This window comes from Methylobacterium ajmalii (assembly GCF_016613415.1).
In the GTDB taxonomy this organism is placed as follows: Bacteria; Pseudomonadota; Alphaproteobacteria; order Rhizobiales; family Beijerinckiaceae; genus Methylobacterium; species Methylobacterium ajmalii.
Map to the genome: position 1 here is coordinate 1 of NZ_JACWCT010000148.1, position 16,569 is coordinate 16,569.

At 71.6% G+C, this 16,569-nt stretch carries 12 protein-coding genes and 2 pseudogenes; 4 read left to right on the forward strand and 10 right to left on the reverse strand.

The window, feature by feature from the left end:
• Positions 1-350: pseudogene (locus HPY23_RS26700) on the reverse strand (hypothetical protein); the annotation flags it as partial.
• Between the two features lie 297 nt (positions 351-647).
• On the opposite strand from HPY23_RS26700, the gene HPY23_RS26705 reads away from it, so the two are divergent.
• Positions 648-1,631 carry an MBL fold metallo-hydrolase gene (locus HPY23_RS26705; RefSeq protein ID WP_413231064.1) on the forward strand — a complete coding sequence of 328 codons (984 nt, stop codon included), beginning with the start codon at positions 648-650 and terminating at the stop codon, positions 1,629-1,631.
• Positions 1,632-1,667: 36 nt separating this feature from the next.
• Here the strand turns inward: HPY23_RS26705 and HPY23_RS26710 are convergent, their stop codons facing one another.
• Genes HPY23_RS26710 through HPY23_RS26725 form a run of 4 tightly spaced genes read right to left on the reverse strand, consistent with a single transcriptional unit; the run spans position 1,668 to position 5,268 of the window.
• Positions 1,668-2,321, reverse strand: coding sequence for a class II aldolase/adducin family protein (locus tag HPY23_RS26710; protein ID WP_091888835.1), 654 nt, complete (start codon positions 2,319-2,321; stop codon positions 1,668-1,670).
• Positions 2,314-3,642, reverse strand: coding sequence for an NTP/NDP exchange transporter (locus HPY23_RS26715; RefSeq protein ID WP_091888837.1), 1,329 nt, complete (start codon positions 3,640-3,642; stop codon positions 2,314-2,316). Before HPY23_RS26715 ends, HPY23_RS26710 begins: the two co-directional genes overlap by 8 nt.
• Positions 3,639-4,358, reverse strand: coding sequence for an NADPH-dependent F420 reductase (locus HPY23_RS26720; RefSeq protein ID WP_091888839.1), 720 nt, complete (start codon positions 4,356-4,358; stop codon positions 3,639-3,641). The genes HPY23_RS26715 and HPY23_RS26720 overlap by 4 nt, the downstream gene beginning before the upstream one ends.
• Positions 4,348-5,268, reverse strand: a complete 921-nt coding sequence (locus tag HPY23_RS26725) for an aldo/keto reductase (RefSeq protein ID WP_091888841.1) — start codon at positions 5,266-5,268, stop codon at positions 4,348-4,350. The genes HPY23_RS26720 and HPY23_RS26725 overlap by 11 nt, the downstream gene beginning before the upstream one ends.
• Positions 5,269-5,577: 309 nt before the next feature.
• On the opposite strand from HPY23_RS26725, the gene HPY23_RS26730 reads away from it, so the two are divergent.
• A complete protein-coding gene (locus HPY23_RS26730) occupies positions 5,578-7,263 on the forward strand; it encodes a methyl-accepting chemotaxis protein (protein ID WP_060848441.1) in 1,686 nt (561 codons plus the stop codon).
• 26 nt (positions 7,264-7,289) lie between these two features.
• Here HPY23_RS26730 and HPY23_RS26735 read toward each other — a convergent pair whose 3' ends face one another.
• Together HPY23_RS26735 and HPY23_RS26740 are read right to left on the reverse strand one after the other, a co-directional pair.
• Positions 7,290-8,528, reverse strand: coding sequence for a cytochrome P450 (locus HPY23_RS26735; RefSeq protein ID WP_091888868.1), 1,239 nt, complete (start codon positions 8,526-8,528; stop codon positions 7,290-7,292).
• A 16-nt stretch (positions 8,529-8,544) separates the two neighbouring features.
• Complete coding sequence (locus HPY23_RS26740) at positions 8,545-9,756, reverse strand: ABC transporter substrate-binding protein (RefSeq protein WP_091888844.1); 1,212 nt, start codon at positions 9,754-9,756, stop codon at positions 8,545-8,547.
• A gap of 323 nt (positions 9,757-10,079) precedes the next feature.
• Between HPY23_RS26740 and HPY23_RS26745 the strand changes: the two genes are divergently transcribed.
• Entirely contained in the window at positions 10,080-12,449 is a 2,370-nt protein-coding gene (locus tag HPY23_RS26745; RefSeq protein ID WP_091888846.1) for an EAL domain-containing protein, read from the forward strand.
• Between the two features lie 78 nt (positions 12,450-12,527).
• Here the strand turns inward: HPY23_RS26745 and HPY23_RS26750 are convergent, their stop codons facing one another.
• A complete protein-coding gene (locus HPY23_RS26750; RefSeq protein ID WP_091888847.1) occupies positions 12,528-13,283 on the reverse strand; it encodes a 2-keto-4-pentenoate hydratase in 756 nt (251 codons plus the stop codon).
• Positions 13,284-13,294: 11 nt separating this feature from the next.
• Positions 13,295-14,887: a gamma-glutamyltransferase family protein gene (locus tag HPY23_RS26755; RefSeq protein ID WP_091888849.1), complete on the reverse strand. Its 1,593-nt coding sequence runs from the start codon at positions 14,885-14,887 to the stop codon at positions 13,295-13,297.
• 386 nt (positions 14,888-15,273) lie between these two features.
• Here HPY23_RS26755 and HPY23_RS26760 point away from each other — a divergent pair, with 386 nt between their 5' ends.
• Positions 15,274-15,492: a hypothetical protein gene (locus HPY23_RS26760; RefSeq protein WP_139235002.1), complete on the forward strand. Its 219-nt coding sequence runs from the start codon at positions 15,274-15,276 to the stop codon at positions 15,490-15,492.
• A gap of 77 nt (positions 15,493-15,569) precedes the next feature.
• Here the strand turns inward: HPY23_RS26760 and cysC are convergent.
• Positions 15,570-16,151 (reverse strand): annotated as a pseudogene (gene cysC / locus HPY23_RS26765) (adenylyl-sulfate kinase); the annotation flags it as partial.
• Positions 16,152-16,569: the final 418 nt, after the last annotated feature.

Here is a 16,569-nt window from a genome sequence, read left to right on the forward strand (position 1 = left end):
GCCTCACGCTGTTTCCTGCCTGTGGCCTGGGCGTCTATCAACCCCAAACGACGAAGCGGGCTTCGAGCCCGCCTCTCGTCCATCAACCCCGAATGACGAATGACCGAAAAACTCTCCTCCTGCACGCCGCCGTCCTCGGACGGCTCCTCGATGTGGCAGTGGGGGTCGAGGCCGCCGGGCGTGACGATCATTCCCCTGGCGTCGATCTCCTCCGCCCCGCGCCGGAGGTTCCGGCCGACGGCCGCGATCATCCCGTCGCGCACCCCGAGATCGGCCTCGAACACCTCGGCCGGGCCGGCCAGCGTCGCCCCGCGGACAACCAGGTCGTAGTCGAAATCGTGGCTCGGCATCGCGGTTCCTCCCTGCGGGCGGGTGTAGGAAGCGCCTCGAAACGCTGTCAATTCCGCCAGCGCGGCGACCGGCGCGGTTGCCGTCCGGTTGGGCAGGGGGCCCGCAATTCGGGCGGGGAGGGCGCCGGCCGTGCCCGGGCGGGAGGCACCTGACCCGACGGCCGGTTTGACAACCCGTCCGGGCCGGCGGACAACCGTCGCACCGCAGAGGTTCCGGCCGCGCCGAGCCGACGGGGATCCCGCCGGCCCGGCGCGCGCATAAAGGCGCCCGCGGCCAGATGCGTGGAGGAACCCCCAATGACGATTCGCCAGGATGGCCCGAGCCGGCGCGGCCTGATGCTCGGTGCGGCGGCGGCCGCGGTGGCGACCGGGCTGCCCGGCCCGGCGGGCGCCAAGGCGCCGATGCTGCGCAGCCAGAGCCCCTATTTCTACCGCTTCGCCCTCGGCGACGCCGAGGCCACCATGGTCTCGGACGGCACCCTGCCGCTCGGCGACCCCCATGCCAACTTCCTCGGCCTGACCCCGGCCGAGATGGACGCCCAGCTCAACAGCAACTTCCTGCCGCTGTCGAACGCGGTGCTGGAGCAGAACATCCTGATCCTCAACACCGGCAGCAAGCTGGTGCTGTTCGATACCGGGATGGGCGCGCTCAAGCTGTTCGGGCCGACCACCGGCAAGCTGCTCACCACGATGCGCCAGGCCGGCATCGACCCCAACGACATCGACGCCGTGGTGATGAGCCACGCCCATGTCGACCATTGCGGCGGCTGCGTCGGCGATGACGGCCAGCCGCACTTCCCCAATGCCCAGTACTACATCTCGCAGGCGGATTTCGACTACTGGACCGATCCGGCCAAGGTGCCGGCGTCGTTCGGCGCCTTCCTCGACACCGCGCGCAAGAACCTGCTGCCGATCCGCGACCGGCTCGTCTTCGTCAAGGACGGCCAGGAGTTCCTGCCCGGCATCCAGGCGATCGCGGCGCCGGGCCACAGCATCGGCCACACGATGTTCATGATCACCTCGGGCAAGGACAGCCTGTGCTACCTCGGCGACCTGACGCACCATCCGGTGCTGCTGATGGAGAAGCCGCTGACCGAGTTCGCCTACGACACCGACCCGAAGCAATCGGCCCAGACCCGGCTCAAGATGCTGACCATGCTGGCCAAGAACCGCATCCCGGTGCTGGCCTACCACTTCGCCTGGCCGGGCATCGGCCACGTGGCGGAGAACGGGCAGGGCGGGTTCCGGTACTATCCGCAGGCGATGAAGATGGAGCTTTAGGAGCGGCGTCGGGGCCGGCGCGTCATGCGCGCCGGCTCACCCCGCCTTCGGCCGCGGCCCGTACGACTTGAACCGCTCCATCGCCTCCATCACCTCGGCCTCGCTCAGGATGTGCGGCCGGCCGACCTGGAGCGCGACCGCGTATTGCCGGCACAGGGTCTCGAGCTCGACCGCGAGCCACAGGGCCTTGGCGAGAGTGGGCCCGGTGGCGATCATGCCGTGATTGGCGAGGAGGCAGCAGGTGCGGTCCTGCAGCGCCTCCAGGGCCCGCCGCGACAGCTCTTCGGTGCCGAACAGCGCGTAGCCGCCGCAGCGCACGGTCGGTCCGCCGGCGGCGGCGATCATGTAGTGGGCCGCCGGGATGTCCTTCCGGCACATCGCGAAGGCGGTGCAGTAGGTCGGATGGGCGTGGACGATCGCCCGGACGTCAGGGCGGGCCTGCAGGATGTCGCGGTGGAAGCGCCACTCGGAGGAGGGGGGCAGCGGGTGGTCGGACCGGCCGTCCATGCCCATCGGCACGATGTCGCCGGGCGTCATCTCGCCGTAGGGCAGCCCCGAGGGGGTGATGAGCAGCCCCTCGCCGAACCGCACCGAGACGTTGCCGGAGGTGCCCTGGTTCAGGCCCTGCTCCGCCATCTCGCGGCAGGCCGCCACGACGGCCTCGCGCAGATCCGCTTCGGTCTCAGCCATTCCTCGCCTCCGCCGGCGCCTCCGTCCCGTCCCCCGCCATAGCCTCCTGCCGGCGCCCGAGCCAGAGGCCGTTGACGAGCCAGGCGAGCGACAGGGGCACCGCCACGACCGAGAGCGCGGTGGCGCTCAGGCCGAGCCAGGCGACGAGGGCGTAGGACCAGGCGCCGACCTGGTCGCCGAGGCGGTACACCACCGTGTCGATGAAGGCCTTGGCCTTGTAGCGGTCCTCCCGCGGCAGCACCGTGAACAGCACCTCGCGCACCGGCCGGGCGATGGCGAAGTTGCCGGCCCGGCGCAGCACGCCGAACACCACCACGCTGGCGATGGTGGGCGCCACCGCCAGCAGCCCGAAGCCGAGCGCGCTGACGAGCGGCAGGATCGCCAGCGTCACCCCGACGCCGAGGCGCCTGACGATGCGCCCGGTGAGGAAGAGCTGCACGCCGAGCGTCAGCACGTTCACGGCGAGATCGACCGAGGCGAAGAACGTCGTCTGCGAGGCCCGGTCGGGGAAGCTGCGCTTCGCGATGCCGGCCTGCTCGAAGTACAGGAAGGTCGTGGTGATCGAGAACAGGAGCAGGAACAGGCAGATGCCGAGCAGGTAGGGCGACGCGAAGACCCGGCCGATCCCCGCGAACGGGCTGCCGCCGATCGCCTGCGTGGCCGCCCCGGGCTCGCGCGACAGCGCGTCGGAGACCCGCGCCAGGCCCCGCATGCTGAAGACCGCGACCTCGAGGAGGGCGGCCGCAGCGAGGAGCAGGAACGGCGTAGGCACGTCCCGGGCCAGCACGGCGGTGACGGCCGAGCCGGTGATGGCCCCGAGCGTCGCGCCCGCCGCGATGAAGCCGAACAGCCGCTTGCCCTGCTCGGTGTCGAACACGTCGACGATGGTGGCCCAGAAGATCGAGACCACGAACAGGTTGAAGATCGACAGCCAGACGAAGAACACCCGGCCGATCCACACCGCCTCCTCAGGCCCGCTGCGATAGAGCACCACGGCGAAGACCAGGATGTTGGCGGCGAAGAAGCGGTAAGTGAGCGGGACGAAGCGGGACCGCGGCAGGGTGCGGACCAGCCAGCCGAACGGCACGTTGAGCACCAGCATGCCCACCAGCGTGGCGGTGAACAGCCAGGGCAGGTTCTCGAGCCCGCCGGCCAGCCCCATCTGGTCGCGGATCGGCCGCATCACGTAGTAGGACGAGAGCAGCGCGAAGATGTAGAGCCAGGCCCAGCCGAGAGCCGGAACCTCCTCGGGCCGCACGTCGGTGAGGCGCCGGAGCCAGGCCGGCACCGTCAGGCCGGCCTGCGCCGCGTCAGGGGTCATTCGGCGACCCCGAAGGCCTTGCGGGCCTCCGGGCCGGTGGCGTCGCGCTGGAAGCCCGGGCTGCCCATCTGGAACTTTTTCGCCGCATCGAGGCCGCCGACCACCACCGGGTCGAAGCCGGCATCGCGCACCAGCGCGGCCGCCACCGCCAGGGCCTGCGTGTCGTCGCCCGCGATCGGCACCGCCATCGGGCCGCCGCCGCGGTGGGCGTTCTGGGCGAAGAGCCGGTAATTGGCGGCGTTGAAGGCCCGCACCAGCCGGGCACCGGGCAGGTACCTGGCCGAGACCGCACCGATCCCCTCGTTCTCGGCCTCCGTCGCCAGGTCGCCGTCGCGGGCCTTGGTGGCGTTGCCGGCATCCAGCACGACCTTGCCCTTCAGGGAAGCGCCGTAGGTCTTTCCGAGGTCCGGATAGGCCTTGTACGGCACCGCGATCAGCACCGCGTCGCCGAAGGCGAGGGCCTGCTCGACCGTGCCGGCCTTGGCGAGCGGCCCGAGCTTCTCCACCAGCGGCTTCAGGTCCTCCGGATGGCGCGAGGCGAACATCACCGGATGACCCGCCTTGACCCACAGCCCCCCGATGGTCCCGCCGATATTGCCGCCGCCGATCACGGCGATCGGGATTTTCGCATCCTGGGCGAAGGCGTCCCCCGCGGGCCCGGCGGCGAGCGCCAGGGCCATCGCTCCGGCGAGCAGCGTGCGACGATCACAGGCCATCGATGAACTCCTCCATCTTGCGGCGTAGGGCGGCGTCCGGCAGGCGCCCGCGTGCGGCGCCGAGATTGTCCTCGGCGTAGCGCAGCTGCGCGGTGCCAGGCACCGGGCAGGTCACCGCCTCGTGCGACAGGACGTACTTGAGGAAGAATTGCGGCCAGCTCCTGCAGTCGAACTCGGCGGCGAGGGGCGGCAGCTCACGGCCGCGCACCAGATTGAACAGCCGCTCGCGCCCGAACGGCACGTTGACCATCACGGCGATGCCGCGCTCGCGGGCCAGCGGCAGGATGCGCTCGGCGGCCTTGCGGGCATCGACCGCGTAGTTGACCTGGATCACGTCGAGTTTTTCGGTGTTCATCAGGGCTTCGAGATCGCCGTACTGCCCCTCGGCCCAGGTCGTGGCGCCGAGGTAGCGGATGCGCCCGGCCGCCTTCATCTCGCGCAGGAGCGGCAGCTGCACCGCCGGATCGATCAGGTTGTGGACCGCGATCAGGTCGATCCGGTCGGTGCCGAGGCGGCGGAAGGACTGCGCGATCTGCGCTTCTCCCGCCTCGCGCCCCCGCGCCGCCACCTTGCTGCACAGGAACACCCTGTCGCGCAGCTTCGTCTCGGCGAGGATCCGGCCCAGCACCTCCTCGGCCCGGCCGTAATCGGGCGCCGTGTCGATGACCGTGCCGCCGAGCGCGACGAACCGCGCCACCGTCTCGCGCAAGGGCGCCATCGCGTCCGAATCCGGCGCCACGTCGTAGCGCCGCGAGGTGCCGATGCCGACCGCCGGTACCGTCTCGCCGGTGGAGGGAATCGGACGCCGGATCAAGCCGGGCTCCTGCGCGAGAAGCCGGCCCGGATGCAGGCTCGCGGCCAGGGAGCCGGCAATTGAGCCGGCCAGCACGGCGCGGCGATGGGGCAGCATGCGGCGTCTCCTCGGTCGACCTGCCCGTCACGAGCTAGGGCGACGCCGCGCATCCACCATGCCCGGCCCGGACACGACCGCTTGAGGCCCGCCCACACCGCAGCGAGCGAGACCCGGCACGGATGAGGGAATGTGCCGATCGTTTTTCTCAACCGGCGATTGACAAGACTGGGATATGTAACCGTTATTCAGACGATTTCAAATAATGCTAAGAACACGTGCGGCCCGTTGTTAATCCCGATGGCGAAGCGTGGGCTCGCGCTTCTCGGCGCCGCCGACCCGCGCTCCGCCCCGACCATGAGACGTCCGATGCGCCTGCTCAAAAACCTGAAGATCCTCCCCAAGCTGGTCGTGGCCTTCGGCAGTCTCGTGGCGATCACCCTGACGGTGAGCGCGGTGAGCTACGCCAGCCTCCACTCGATCAAGGATCGGATCGCCTGGACGGACCACACGCAGGAGGTGCTCCACACGGTCTCGGCCATCCTCGCCGCGATGGTCGACCAGGAGACGGGCGTACGCGGCTACCTGATCTCGGCCGATCCGCAGTTCCTGGCGCCCTACCGCCAGGGGCGGACGACCTACCGGTCCGCCTTCGGCGAGGCCAAGCGCCTCACCGCCGACAACCCGGCGCAGCAGGCCCGCCTCGACGAGCTCGACCGCAGCGCGACCGCCTGGATGAGCGAGATCGCCGAGAAGGAGATCGCCCTGATGGCCGAGCCGGGGACCCGCGAGCGCGCTCGCGCCCTCCAGGCGAGCGGGTCCGGCAAGGCGATGATGGACGCCCTGCGGGCGAAGGCGTCGGAGATCCGCGCGGTCGAGGTCGGCCTGATGGCGAGCCGCATGAAGGAGCAGGAATCCTCCTTCGCCCTCGCCTTCGCGATGAACCTCGTCGGGATCCTCGCGAGCCTCGCCGTTGCCACCGTGATGGCGCTGATGGTGTCGCGCACCCTGGTGTCGCCCCTTCGGGCGATCAGCGCCGCGATGGGCCGGCTCGCCGAGGGCGACAGGACGGTGGTGGTCGCGGGCGTCGAGCGGGGCGACGAGGTCGGCGAGATGGCCCAGGCGCTCGAGGTGTTCAAGCGCAACGCCGTCGAGGCCGAGCGGGCGGCGGCCGCCAAGGAGATCGAGGACGAGGCGCGGATGCGGCGCGCCCGGGCCCTCGACGAGATGGCTCTGGACTTCGAGCGCACGGTCTCGGGGCTGACCACGGGCGTTGCCGGCGCCGCGACCGAGATGGAGGCGACCGCCCGCGCCATGACCGGGGTGGCCGAGGAGACGACCCGGCAGACCGTGACCGTGGCGGGCGCCGCCTCGCAGACCTCCGCCAACGTGCAGACGGTCGCCGCGGCGAGCGAGGAGATGACGGCCTCGATCCAGGAGATCGTCCAGCAGGTGACCCAGTCGTCCCGCCTCGCCGCCCGGGCAGTGGAGGATGCGGCGCGCACCAACGCGGCTGTTCAACGCCTCGCCGGCACGGCGGAGCGGATCGGTGACTTCGTCGCCACCGTGTCGAGCATCGCCGGCCAGACCAACCTCCTGGCGCTCAACGCCACCATCGAGGCGGCGCGTGCCGGCGATGCCGGCCGCGGCTTCGCCGTGGTGGCGGCGGAGGTGAAGGACCTCGCCGGCCAGACCGGCAAGGCGACGGATGAGATCGGCGCGCGAATCGGCGAGATCCAGGGGGCGACCCGCGAGGCGGTGGGGGACATCCGCCAGATCGCCAAGGTGATCGAGGACATGTCGAGCTACGCCGCCAGCATCGCGGCGGCGATGGAGCAGCAGGGCAGCGCCGTTCAGGAGATCACCCGCAACGTGCAGCAGGCGGCGCGCGGCACCGAGGAGGTCACCGGCAACATCGTCGGCGTGCGCGACGGCGCCGGCCAGACCAGCGCCGCGGCGTCCCAGGTGCTCGGCGCAGCCCAGGACCTGGCGCGCCGGTCCGAGCGGCTGACCCACGAGGTGACGACCTTCCTGGCCCGGGTCAAGGCGGCCTGAGGGTCCGCGGCTCCCCGGTCCGGCCGTCAGGCGAGCCAGGCCGGCAGGTGCAGGAAGCCGCGGAAGCGCACCCGCGGCGAGCGCTCCGGCCTCCCGTCGAGGCGGTAATCCGGAAAGCGGGCGAGGAAGCGGGAGAGCGCGATCCGGCCCTCCAGCCGGGCCACCGCCATGCCGACGCATTGGTGGATGCCGCTCGCGAAGGCGAGGTGGCGGTTGGGGTCGCGGGCGACGTCGAACCGGTCGGGGTCGGGAAATTGCGCCGGGTCGCGGTTGGCCGCGCCGATGCAGAGCGTGATCTGGGTGCCGGCCGGAAAGATCTGCCCGTCGATCGCGAAATCCGTCGTCGCGACGCGGTTGCCGAGCTGGTTCGAGCTCTCGAAGCGCAGCACCTCCTCCACCGCCTTGCGCATCAGCTCCGGCTCGGCGAGGAGCCGCGCCCGGGCCGCGGGATGCTCGGTCAGGAGGTGCAGCGCGTTGCCGATCAGGTTTGTGGTGGTCTCGTGGCCGGCATTCAGGATGAAGACGCAGTTCTGCAGCAGCTCCTCGGGCGAGAGCCGCTCGCCGCCGACCTCGCCCTGGATCAGCCGGGTGAGAATGTCCTTGTCCGGGTCGCCCGGATGCCGGCGCCGGTCGTCGACGAGGCGGTCGAGATAGGCCAGGAACGCGGTCACCGCCCGGTTGCCGTCCGCCTCGACCTCCGGCGGCAGGACGGGCTCGAGGGCGCCGAGGATCGCCAGCGACCAGTCCCGCAGGGGCCCGCGCTCGTCCCGCGGCACGCCCAGCAGGTTTCCGATCACCTCGACGGGGATCGCGGCGGCGAAATCCTCGATCAGGTCGATCGTGCCGCGCGCCGCCGCCCGGTCGAGGAGATCGTCGACCAGCGCCACGATGCCGGCCTCCATCGCGGCGACCGCCCGGGGGGTGAGGGCGCCCGCGATGATCCGCCGGACCCGGGTGTGGCGCGGCGGATCGTTGAAGACGAGGCTCGTGGTGTGGTGGCGGTAGAGCGGGGAGGGGGCCTCCCCCGCCCCCGACCCGGCTCCGAACTTGGCTCCGAACTCGACGGTCTTGTCCGAGCTGAAGGTCGCGGCGTCCTTGTAGACCCGCTCCAGGTCGGCGTAGCGCGAGAGCAGGATCTGTCCCTCGCCGAGCCGATGCACCGGGGCGTGCTCGCGCAACGCCGCGTAGACCGGATAGGGGTTCGCGATGAAGCCGTCCGGCAGGCGCCGGAGGTCGAATCCCTCGGCGAGGGCGGGGTCGCTCATGCGGTCCACGCCCGGGTCACTCGCGCCCGTTCGGCGCGCAGGCCGGGTTCATCGGCAGGAAGGCCTCCCCCTGCGGGATGGTGCGCAAGACCTCGTAGAGGTCCCACGGGCCCTTGCTCGCCGCCGGGTCCTTGGCCCGGTAGAGCACCGGATCGTAGAGGAGCCGCCCGTCGGCCCGCAGGGTGGCCGGGTGGTCGAAGAACGCCACCGGCAGGCTCCGCATGGCCGCGTTGGCGGCGACCGCCTCGTCGGTTCCGGCCTTGTCGACCGCCTTCAGGTAGTGGGTGACGGCAGCATAGATCAGCGCCTGGTTCTTCGTCGGCATCGCGCCGGTGCGGTCCTGGAAGCGCTTGGCGAAGGCCCGGGCGGCGTCGTTCTGGTCCCAGTAGAACGCCGACGAGAAGGTCAGGCCGCGCGCCACCGGTAAGCCGAGGCCCTTGATGTCGGTGACGTAGACGAGGAAGCCGGTCAGCGTCTGGCGGCCCCCGGTCAGGCCGAACTCGTCGGCCTGCTTGACCGCCTTGGTGAAGTCGTCGCCGACGCTCGCGAAGGCGACCACGTCCGCCCCCGAACTCTGGGCCTGGAGCAGGAAGGACGAGTAGTCGGCGGTGTTGATCGGGTGGCGCGAGGTGCCCACCACCTTGCCGCCGAGCGACTCGACCACCGTGGTCGCCTCCTTCTGCAGGGCGTGGCCGAAGGCGTGGTCGACGGTGATGAAGTACCAGGACTTGCCGCCCCGCTCGAACACCGCCCGGGCGGTGCCGGCGGTCAGCGCGTGGGTGTCGTCGGTCCAGTGGGAGCTGACCGGCGAGCAGGTCTTGGCGGTGAGGTCTGAGGTCGCCGCCGCGGTGATCATCACCGTGCGGTTCTTCTCCTTGGCCACCGCCTGGACGGCGAGCGCGATCGCCGTCACCGGCAGGTCGACGATGGCGTCGACCCTGTCGACGTCGTACCAGCGCCGCGCCAGGCTCGAGGCGACGTCGGGCTTGTTCTGGTGGTCGGCCGAGATGATCTCGACCGGCTTGCCCCGGACCTTGCCGCCGAAATCCTTGGCCGCCATCTCGGCCGCCGCCACCGAGCCGCGCCCGCCGCTGTCGGCATAGGGCCCCGAGAGGTCGGTGAGCACGCCGATGCGCACCACGTCGTCGGACATCTGCGCCGCGGCCGGCGCGCACAGGACCGCCAGTGTCAGGGCGGCCGCGCACAGGCCGGTGGTGAAACGGTTCATCGTGGTCTCCTCCCGGGCGCCCGCGTCGTTCCCGCGCGTGGTCGCCCGTTGTCGTCACTTACCCCTTCACAGCCGATCCGCGGCGGGCTGGCAAGGGCAGTTCTGCGGGCCGTTCCCCGCCGGGCGCCGAGCCCGATCTCTTCCTCTGCGGCAGAAGACGGCGCCCCACAAAAAAGAAAGACGGCGTCAATCAGGTCATGCGAGCTTGAGATGCGGTGATGCGCAGGATATCGCCGGAGACGGTCCAGGCCCGGTCCGGGCGCGGTGCGGGTCCGTGAAGGTCCGGCGCGGACGGTGCCGCACGACAGATCGGGGTCGACAGCATGCAGAAGCCCAACCCGCGCATCGGGCTCCTCGCCGACCTGCTCGACGGCCTCGATATCGGCCTGTGCGTCTTCGATGCCGACGATTGCGCCGTGGGCTGGAACCAGACTTTTCTCTATCTTTTTCCAGAGCATGACGGACTCGTCCATCTCGGCGAGCATTACGGCGAGAACCTGCGTCGGTTCTACGGCAACCGCCTGACCTCCGACGAAGCCCGCTACATCGACGAGTACGTCGCCAGCGGGCTCGCCCGCCACCAGGCCCAGAGCCGGCCGTTCGAGTTCGAGCATCGCGGCACCTGGCTGCGGGTGGCGGCCCAGACCATCCCGGGTCTCGGCCGGGTGCGGCTGTGGCGCCGGATCACCCAGGGTGCGGACGGCGTCGGCGCCCGCACGCCGGCGGAGGCCGACACGCCGGACGGCATCGTGGCGGCGAATGCCGACGGGCGCATCGTCTCGGCCAATCGGCAGTTCGCCCAGCTCTACGGCCTCGCACCGGGCGAGGCCGTCGGCCTCACCTTCGAGGCGGTGGTGGCGCGCGCCTGGCAGGACACCCACGGCGATGCCCCGCCCCAGCTTCTGGCCCATCTGCGCGAGGCCCAGCGCTTCGCCGGGGCGCCGTTCGAGGTGCCGCTGCCGGGCGAGCGCTGGATCCGGGTGATCGAGCACGCCCGCGAGGACGGCCGCACCGGCGCGCATTTCGACATCACCGCGCTCAAGCGCGAGCAGGCGGCGTTGCGGGCCGCCGAGGCCGAGGCGCGCCGCAGCGCCAGCCACCTGCGCGGCATCATCGAGCGGATGCCGGCCGGGATGCTGGTGGTCGGCGGCGCCGGCGACCTGGTCGAGGCCAACCGCGCCTTCCTGCACGCCCTCGGCCGCGAGGCCGCCGACCTCGTCGGGCGGCCGCTCGCGGTTCTCGGCCTGCCCGAGGAGGCGGGCCTCCTCGACCGACTCCTCGCCGGGGCCGGCGAGGCCGGGGAGCCCGCCGTCTGCGAGATGCGCTTTCCCCGCGCCGATGGCGGCACGATGTGGGCCCGGGTCTCGGCGGTGCGCCTCCCCCTGCCGGCCGACCCCGCCTCCACCCTGCTCCAGGTCGAGGACATCACCGCCCGGCGCGAGGCCGAGCGGCGGATCGCCCACATGGCGGCCCACGACGCGCTCACCGACCTGCCGAACCGCACCCTGTTCCGCACCCGGCTCGACGCCCTGCTCGGGGACGGCCGGGCCTGCGCGATCCTGTGGCTCGACCTCGACCGGTTCAAGGTGGTCAACGACACGCTGGGCCACGCCGCCGGCGACGCGCTCCTGTGCGAGGTCGGCCGGCGCATGCGGGCGGTCCTGCGTGGCGAGGACACCCTGGCGCGGCTCGGCGGCGACGAGTTCGCGGTGCTCCTCGCCGGAGGGGATTCGCCGGCGGCGTCGCAGGTCGCCTCGCGCCTCGTCGAGGCGATGCAGGCTCCGATCGCCGTCGCCGGCCGGTCGATGCATGTCGGCGTCAGCATCGGCGTGGTGCTGGCCCCGGGCCACGGCGCGGACGCCGACACCCTGATGGCCCGGGCCGACCGGGCGCTCTACAGCGCCAAGGCCGCCGGGCGCAGCACCTTCCGGCTCTACGACCCGGCGATGGACGCGGCGGCGGCCGAGCAGCGCGGCCTCGAGCTCGACCTGCGCCTCGGCCTCGATCGCGGCGAGTTCGTCCTGCACTACCAGCCGATCGTCACCGCGGCCGAGCGGCGGACGGTGTGCCGCGAGGCCCTGGTGCGCTGGCACCACCCGACCCGCGGCCTCGTTTCGCCCGGGGCCTTCATTCCCCTCGCCGAGGAGACCGGCCTGATCGACCGCCTCGGTGCCTGGATCCTGCGCCAGGCCTGCCGCGACGCCGCGACCTGGACCGACGGTGCCCGCGTCGCCGTCAACGTCTCGGCCGCCCAGGTGCGCCACGGGCCTCTGGTGGCCGCGATCCAGGCGGCGTTACGCGAATCCGGCCTCGGCCCCGACCGGCTCGAGATCGAGATCACCGAGAGCCTGCTCGTCGACGGCGACGCCGTCGACCTGCTCCTGGCGCTGCGCCGCCTCGGCCTGCGGATCGCCCTCGACGATTTCGGGACCGGCTATTCGTCCCTGAGCTACCTGCGCCGCTTTCCCTTCGACGCGATCAAGATCGACCGCTCCTTCATCGCCGACATCGCCAATCCCGGCACCGCCGCGATCGTGCGTGCCGTCGTCGGCATCGCCGCCCAGCTCGGGGCGACGGTCACCGCCGAGGGGATCGAGTCCGAGGACCAGTGCGCGGCGGCCCGGCGGGAAGGCTGCACCGAGATGCAGGGCTACCTCTTCGGGCGGCCGGTGCCGCTGGATGCGGCAGCCTGACGATCCGCCTTGCCGGCATCGTCGTCGGTGGGGCGGCAGCGCCGGCTCCCCCCGGACTGGCCGCCCCCCGTAGCGGCCTCACCCGATCGCCAGCGCCACGCTCCCCAGTCCCGGAAGCTCCGCCACGATCCGCGTCGGCGCCGTGACGAAGTCAGTGCCGGTGCAGGAGCCGGTGGTGACGACCTGGCCGGCCTTGATCCCGCCGAGGGAGCGCGCTCCCTCGTTGGCGAGCCAGACCAGCAACCGCACCGGATCGACCGCCGAGTTGCCGCCGACGTGATCGTGCAGGACCGTCCCGTCGATCGCCAGCCGCACCGGCTGGGTCACCGGGTCGAGGCCGTGCCAGTCGGTCAGGCCCGGCCCCAGCACCAGGACGCCGTGATTCTGCTGGTCGGCGCGCTGGCTGTGCGCGTCGACCGCGCCGAACGTCGCGAAGCGGGTATCGGCGATCTCGATCGCCGGATGCATCGTGACGACCGCCGCCAGCACCGCCGCGCGGTCGTAGGGCCCGGCTTCCGGCGGCAGGTCGCGGCCGAACCGGTAGGCGATCTCGGCCTCCGCCCCGATCACATGGAACAGCGAGGCCGGCAGCGTCTCCGCCTCGACGAAGATCGTGTCGGCGTGCAGCGCGGCCCGGGCCGGGGCGGCGGCGGGGCCGGGGGCCCCGACCTTCCAGCCGGCCACCGGGCCGAGGATGCGCGCGACTGCATCCTGCACCGCGTAGGCCTGCGCCTCGCTGCCGGGACGCGCGCCCTCCGGCAGGGCCTCGAGGCGTTTCCCCGTGCGCCGTGCCTCCACGAGGGCGGCCGCGGCGGCGTCGATGTCGAACGGCATGATACGCCTCCTCAATAGCCGAGAGCGCTGCCGTCCTTGCGCGGGTCGGAACCCGCCGCGAGGACGCCGGCCTTGCGGTCGATCCAGATGATCTGGCCGCCGCCGATCGGGCCGGAGGCCGGGATGGTGCGGTGGCCGCGGGCCTGGAGGCCGGCGACGACGCCCTCGCCGAAGCCGGGCTCCATCTCGACCCCGCCGCCATAGGCGAAGCTGCGGGGGGCATCCAACGCCTCCTGCACGTCGAGGCCGCGGTCGATGATGCCGGTCAGGAGCTCGACATGGCCCATCGCCTGGTAATGACCGCCCATCACGCCGAAGGGCGCTACCGTCTCGCCGTCCCGCATCAGCATGCCGGGGATGATGGTGTGCATCGGGCGCTTGCGCGGGCCGATCGTGTTCGGGTGGCCCGGATCGATGCGGAAGGACAGGCCGCGATTGTGCAGCAGCACCCCGCTCTCCGGGGCGGTGATGCCGCTGCCGAAGCCCTGGAAGATCGAGTTGATCAGCGACAGCGCGTTGCCGTCCCGGTCGACCACGCTGAGATAGACCGTGTCCTTGTGGACGTGCTCCGGGTTGGGGAGCTCCGGCCAGATCACCGGCTCCTGGGCGCGGCCCATGTCGATGGCGCCGTGCGCGCTCGCCCGCCAGGCCTCGGAGAGCAGGTGCTCCACCGGCACCCGGTTCAGGACCGGATCGGCGAAGAGCGCGTCGCGGTGGTGGTAGGCCTGCTTGCAGGCCTCGGCGAAGAGGTGGACCCGGTCGAGCTCGGACAGGCGGGCGACGTCGTGATGCGTCAGCACGTTGAGCATCATCAGCACCGCGAGGCCCTGTCCGCTCGGCGGGCATTCGTAGACGTCGTAGCCGCGGTAGCGCGTCGTCACCGGCGTGACGATCTCGGGCGCGGCGGTGGCGAAGTCGTCGAGGGTGTGCAGCCCGCCAAGGTCCCGCAGACGGGCCACGATGTCCTCCGCGACCGGCCCCTCGTAGAAGCCGCGCGGGCCGTGCTCCGCGATGCGCTTGAGCGTGGCGGCGAGCTTCGGATGGCGCATGATGGTGCCGACGCCGGGCGCCCGCCCGTCGATCAGGTAGGTCGCCGCCGAGGCCGGGTCGCCGGCGACGCGCTCGACGCTGCGCGACCAGTCGAGGGCGACCCGGGGCTGGACCGGGTAGCCGTCTTCGGCGTAACGGATCGCCGGCTGCAGCAACTCGCCGAGACTGCGGGTGCCGTGGTCGTCCAGGAGCTTCGCCCAGGCGGCGACCGCACCCGGCACCGTGACGGCGTGGGGCGAGGTCGGCGCGAGGGCGATGCCGCGCTCGAGGTACCAGGCATCGTGCGCCGCCGCCGGGCTGCGGCCCGAACCGTTCAGCGCGATCGGCGCACGCGCGCCCTTCGGCGCGTAGAGGGCGAAGCAATCGCCGCCGATGCCGGTCATCAGCGGGTCGACCACGCACTGCACCGCCACCGCGGCGATGCCGGCATCGACCGCGTTGCCGCCGGAGCGCAGGACTTCGATGGCCGCCAGGGTCGAGAGCGGATGGGACGTCGCGACGGCGGCGTTGGCGGCGTAGACGGGCGAGCGCCCGGGCGTCGAGAAATCCCTCACCGAACGGTTCCTTCCTGGTTCGTCTCTCGTTTCGCGCCGACCGGTCCGCCCCCCGGCCGAGAGCTCGACCGCGACGGGCCGCCATCCGGGCGGCATGGTCCCCGCGCGGAGCCGTTCCGGCCCCGCACGACGCGGTGATCCCAAACGGCGCCCGGCGTCAAGCAGGCTCTGACAAGCGGCGCTATAACACGCGGACCGATCGGCCGCGGGAACTGCAGCATCCGTGCCAGTCGGCCGGGCCCTGCGACATGACGCAATGCAGGCCCGCCCTGCTGGCGACGCCGGTTCCGTGCTATGGAGAGATGAGGCGGGGCCGGTTCGGAAGGGCTCGCGCACCGCGGCGGCGACCGTTTCGCCGCATCGAGACGAGGTTCCAGGACTACGCCATGCAGGCTGAGATCCCCATGCGCCGCGTGACGGCGATCCGCTGCTATCCGTCCGGCGAGCGCGACGACCCCGACCAGCGCGTGCTCAACGTGCTCGAATGCGGCCACGTCGTCAGCTTCGAGGGCGCGAACGCGGTCTCGGCTCTGCTTGCCAAGCGCCAGCTCTGCCTGAAATGCGCCGAGGAGGCCAAGGCCGAGGAAGCGTCCCCGGCCGCCTGAGGCATCGCGGCGATCTCCCAACCGGCGACCGACCGGGGCCGCGGGAGCGGCCACATCCCCGGACGAGCGCCCGGTGATCAGGCGGCTCCGGCGATGACGCCCCGGTGCCGCAACTCGTCGAGAACCCGGTCGGCCAGGGTCTCGACGTCGTGGATGTCCGTTTGCAGATGGAGGTCGGGAGCCTCCGGCGCCTCGTAGGGTGACGAGATCCCGGTGAAGTTCGGGATCTGCCCGGCGAGCGCGCGGGCGTAGAGGCCTTTCGGATCGCGCCGTTGGCATTCCTCGATCGGCGCGTCGACGAAGACCTCGAGGAACTCGTCCGGCCCGACCAACTGGCGTGCCAGGGCCCGCTCGCGCCGGAAGGGCGAGATCAGCGAACAGAGCACGATCAGGCCGGCCTCCAGCATCAGCTTGGCGACCTCGGCGGTCCTGCGAACGTTCTCGACCCGATCCGCGTCCGTGAAACCCAGATCCTTGTTGAGCCCGAAGCGCAGGCTGTCGCCATCGAGCAGCATGGTGTGGCGGCCCTGCCGCCACAGCTTCTCCTCGACGCGGTTCGCGACCGTCGACTTGCCGGCTCCGGACAGGCCGGTCATCCAGACGATCAAGGGCGCCTGTCCCTTCACGCCCGCCCGCGCCTCCTTGCCGACCGTCAGGGCCGGCCGCTGCACCACCGGTGCTCCGGGCGACAGGGCGGGCGTGCCGTCCGAGGAGGTGTTCATGCCGCCGGTATTCTTCCGTGATCGAGGTCCAGGCCATCCGGCCTAAGCTGTTCGGCTGGATGCGATCGTTCTCCGGCAACTCGCGGATGCCCGTCAAGCGGTGTCCCGCGAAGGCCGCGGAGTATCGCGCTGCCTGTCGTTCATTCGCAACCGAACGCGCGGAGGGGGAGGGGAGGAGAGATGAGCCTGTCGCCAGGGTTTCACAAACCGGTTGACGGGCCGAAACCCGGAGCCTATACGACCACACATCGGCGCCGGCCGCGACAGCGGCCCGGGCGCTGAGCCATCTTCGAGACAGTCCGGGCCGGCAAGCCTGACCTTGGTCAGGTGCTGGTCCTGTTTTCACCGATGGATG

What these genes read in the sequence shown, in the direction of transcription:
- HPY23_RS26725 (WP_091888841.1), bottom strand. Translation starts at nt 5,268, where the DNA reads ATGCTGCCCCATCGCCGCGCCGTGCTGGCCGGCTCAATTGCCGGCTCC.
- HPY23_RS26720 (WP_091888839.1), bottom strand. Translation starts at nt 4,358, where the DNA reads ATGGCCTGTGATCGTCGCACGCTGCTCGCCGGAGCGATGGCCCTGGCG.
- HPY23_RS26745 (WP_091888846.1), top strand. Translation starts at nt 10,080, where the DNA reads ATGCAGAAGCCCAACCCGCGCATCGGGCTCCTCGCCGACCTGCTCGAC.
- HPY23_RS26715 (WP_091888837.1), bottom strand. Translation starts at nt 3,642, where the DNA reads ATGACCCCTGACGCGGCGCAGGCCGGCCTGACGGTGCCGGCCTGGCTC.
- HPY23_RS26705 (WP_413231064.1), top strand. Translation starts at nt 648, where the DNA reads ATGACGATTCGCCAGGATGGCCCGAGCCGGCGCGGCCTGATGCTCGGT.
- HPY23_RS26760 (WP_139235002.1), top strand. Translation starts at nt 15,274, where the DNA reads ATGCAGGCTGAGATCCCCATGCGCCGCGTGACGGCGATCCGCTGCTAT.
- HPY23_RS26740 (WP_091888844.1), bottom strand. Translation starts at nt 9,756, where the DNA reads ATGAACCGTTTCACCACCGGCCTGTGCGCGGCCGCCCTGACACTGGCG.
- HPY23_RS26730 (WP_060848441.1), top strand. Translation starts at nt 5,578, where the DNA reads ATGCGCCTGCTCAAAAACCTGAAGATCCTCCCCAAGCTGGTCGTGGCC.
- HPY23_RS26735 (WP_091888868.1), bottom strand. Translation starts at nt 8,528, where the DNA reads ATGAGCGACCCCGCCCTCGCCGAGGGATTCGACCTCCGGCGCCTGCCG.
- HPY23_RS26750 (WP_091888847.1), bottom strand. Translation starts at nt 13,283, where the DNA reads ATGCCGTTCGACATCGACGCCGCCGCGGCCGCCCTCGTGGAGGCACGG.
- HPY23_RS26710 (WP_091888835.1), bottom strand. Translation starts at nt 2,321, where the DNA reads ATGGCTGAGACCGAAGCGGATCTGCGCGAGGCCGTCGTGGCGGCCTGC.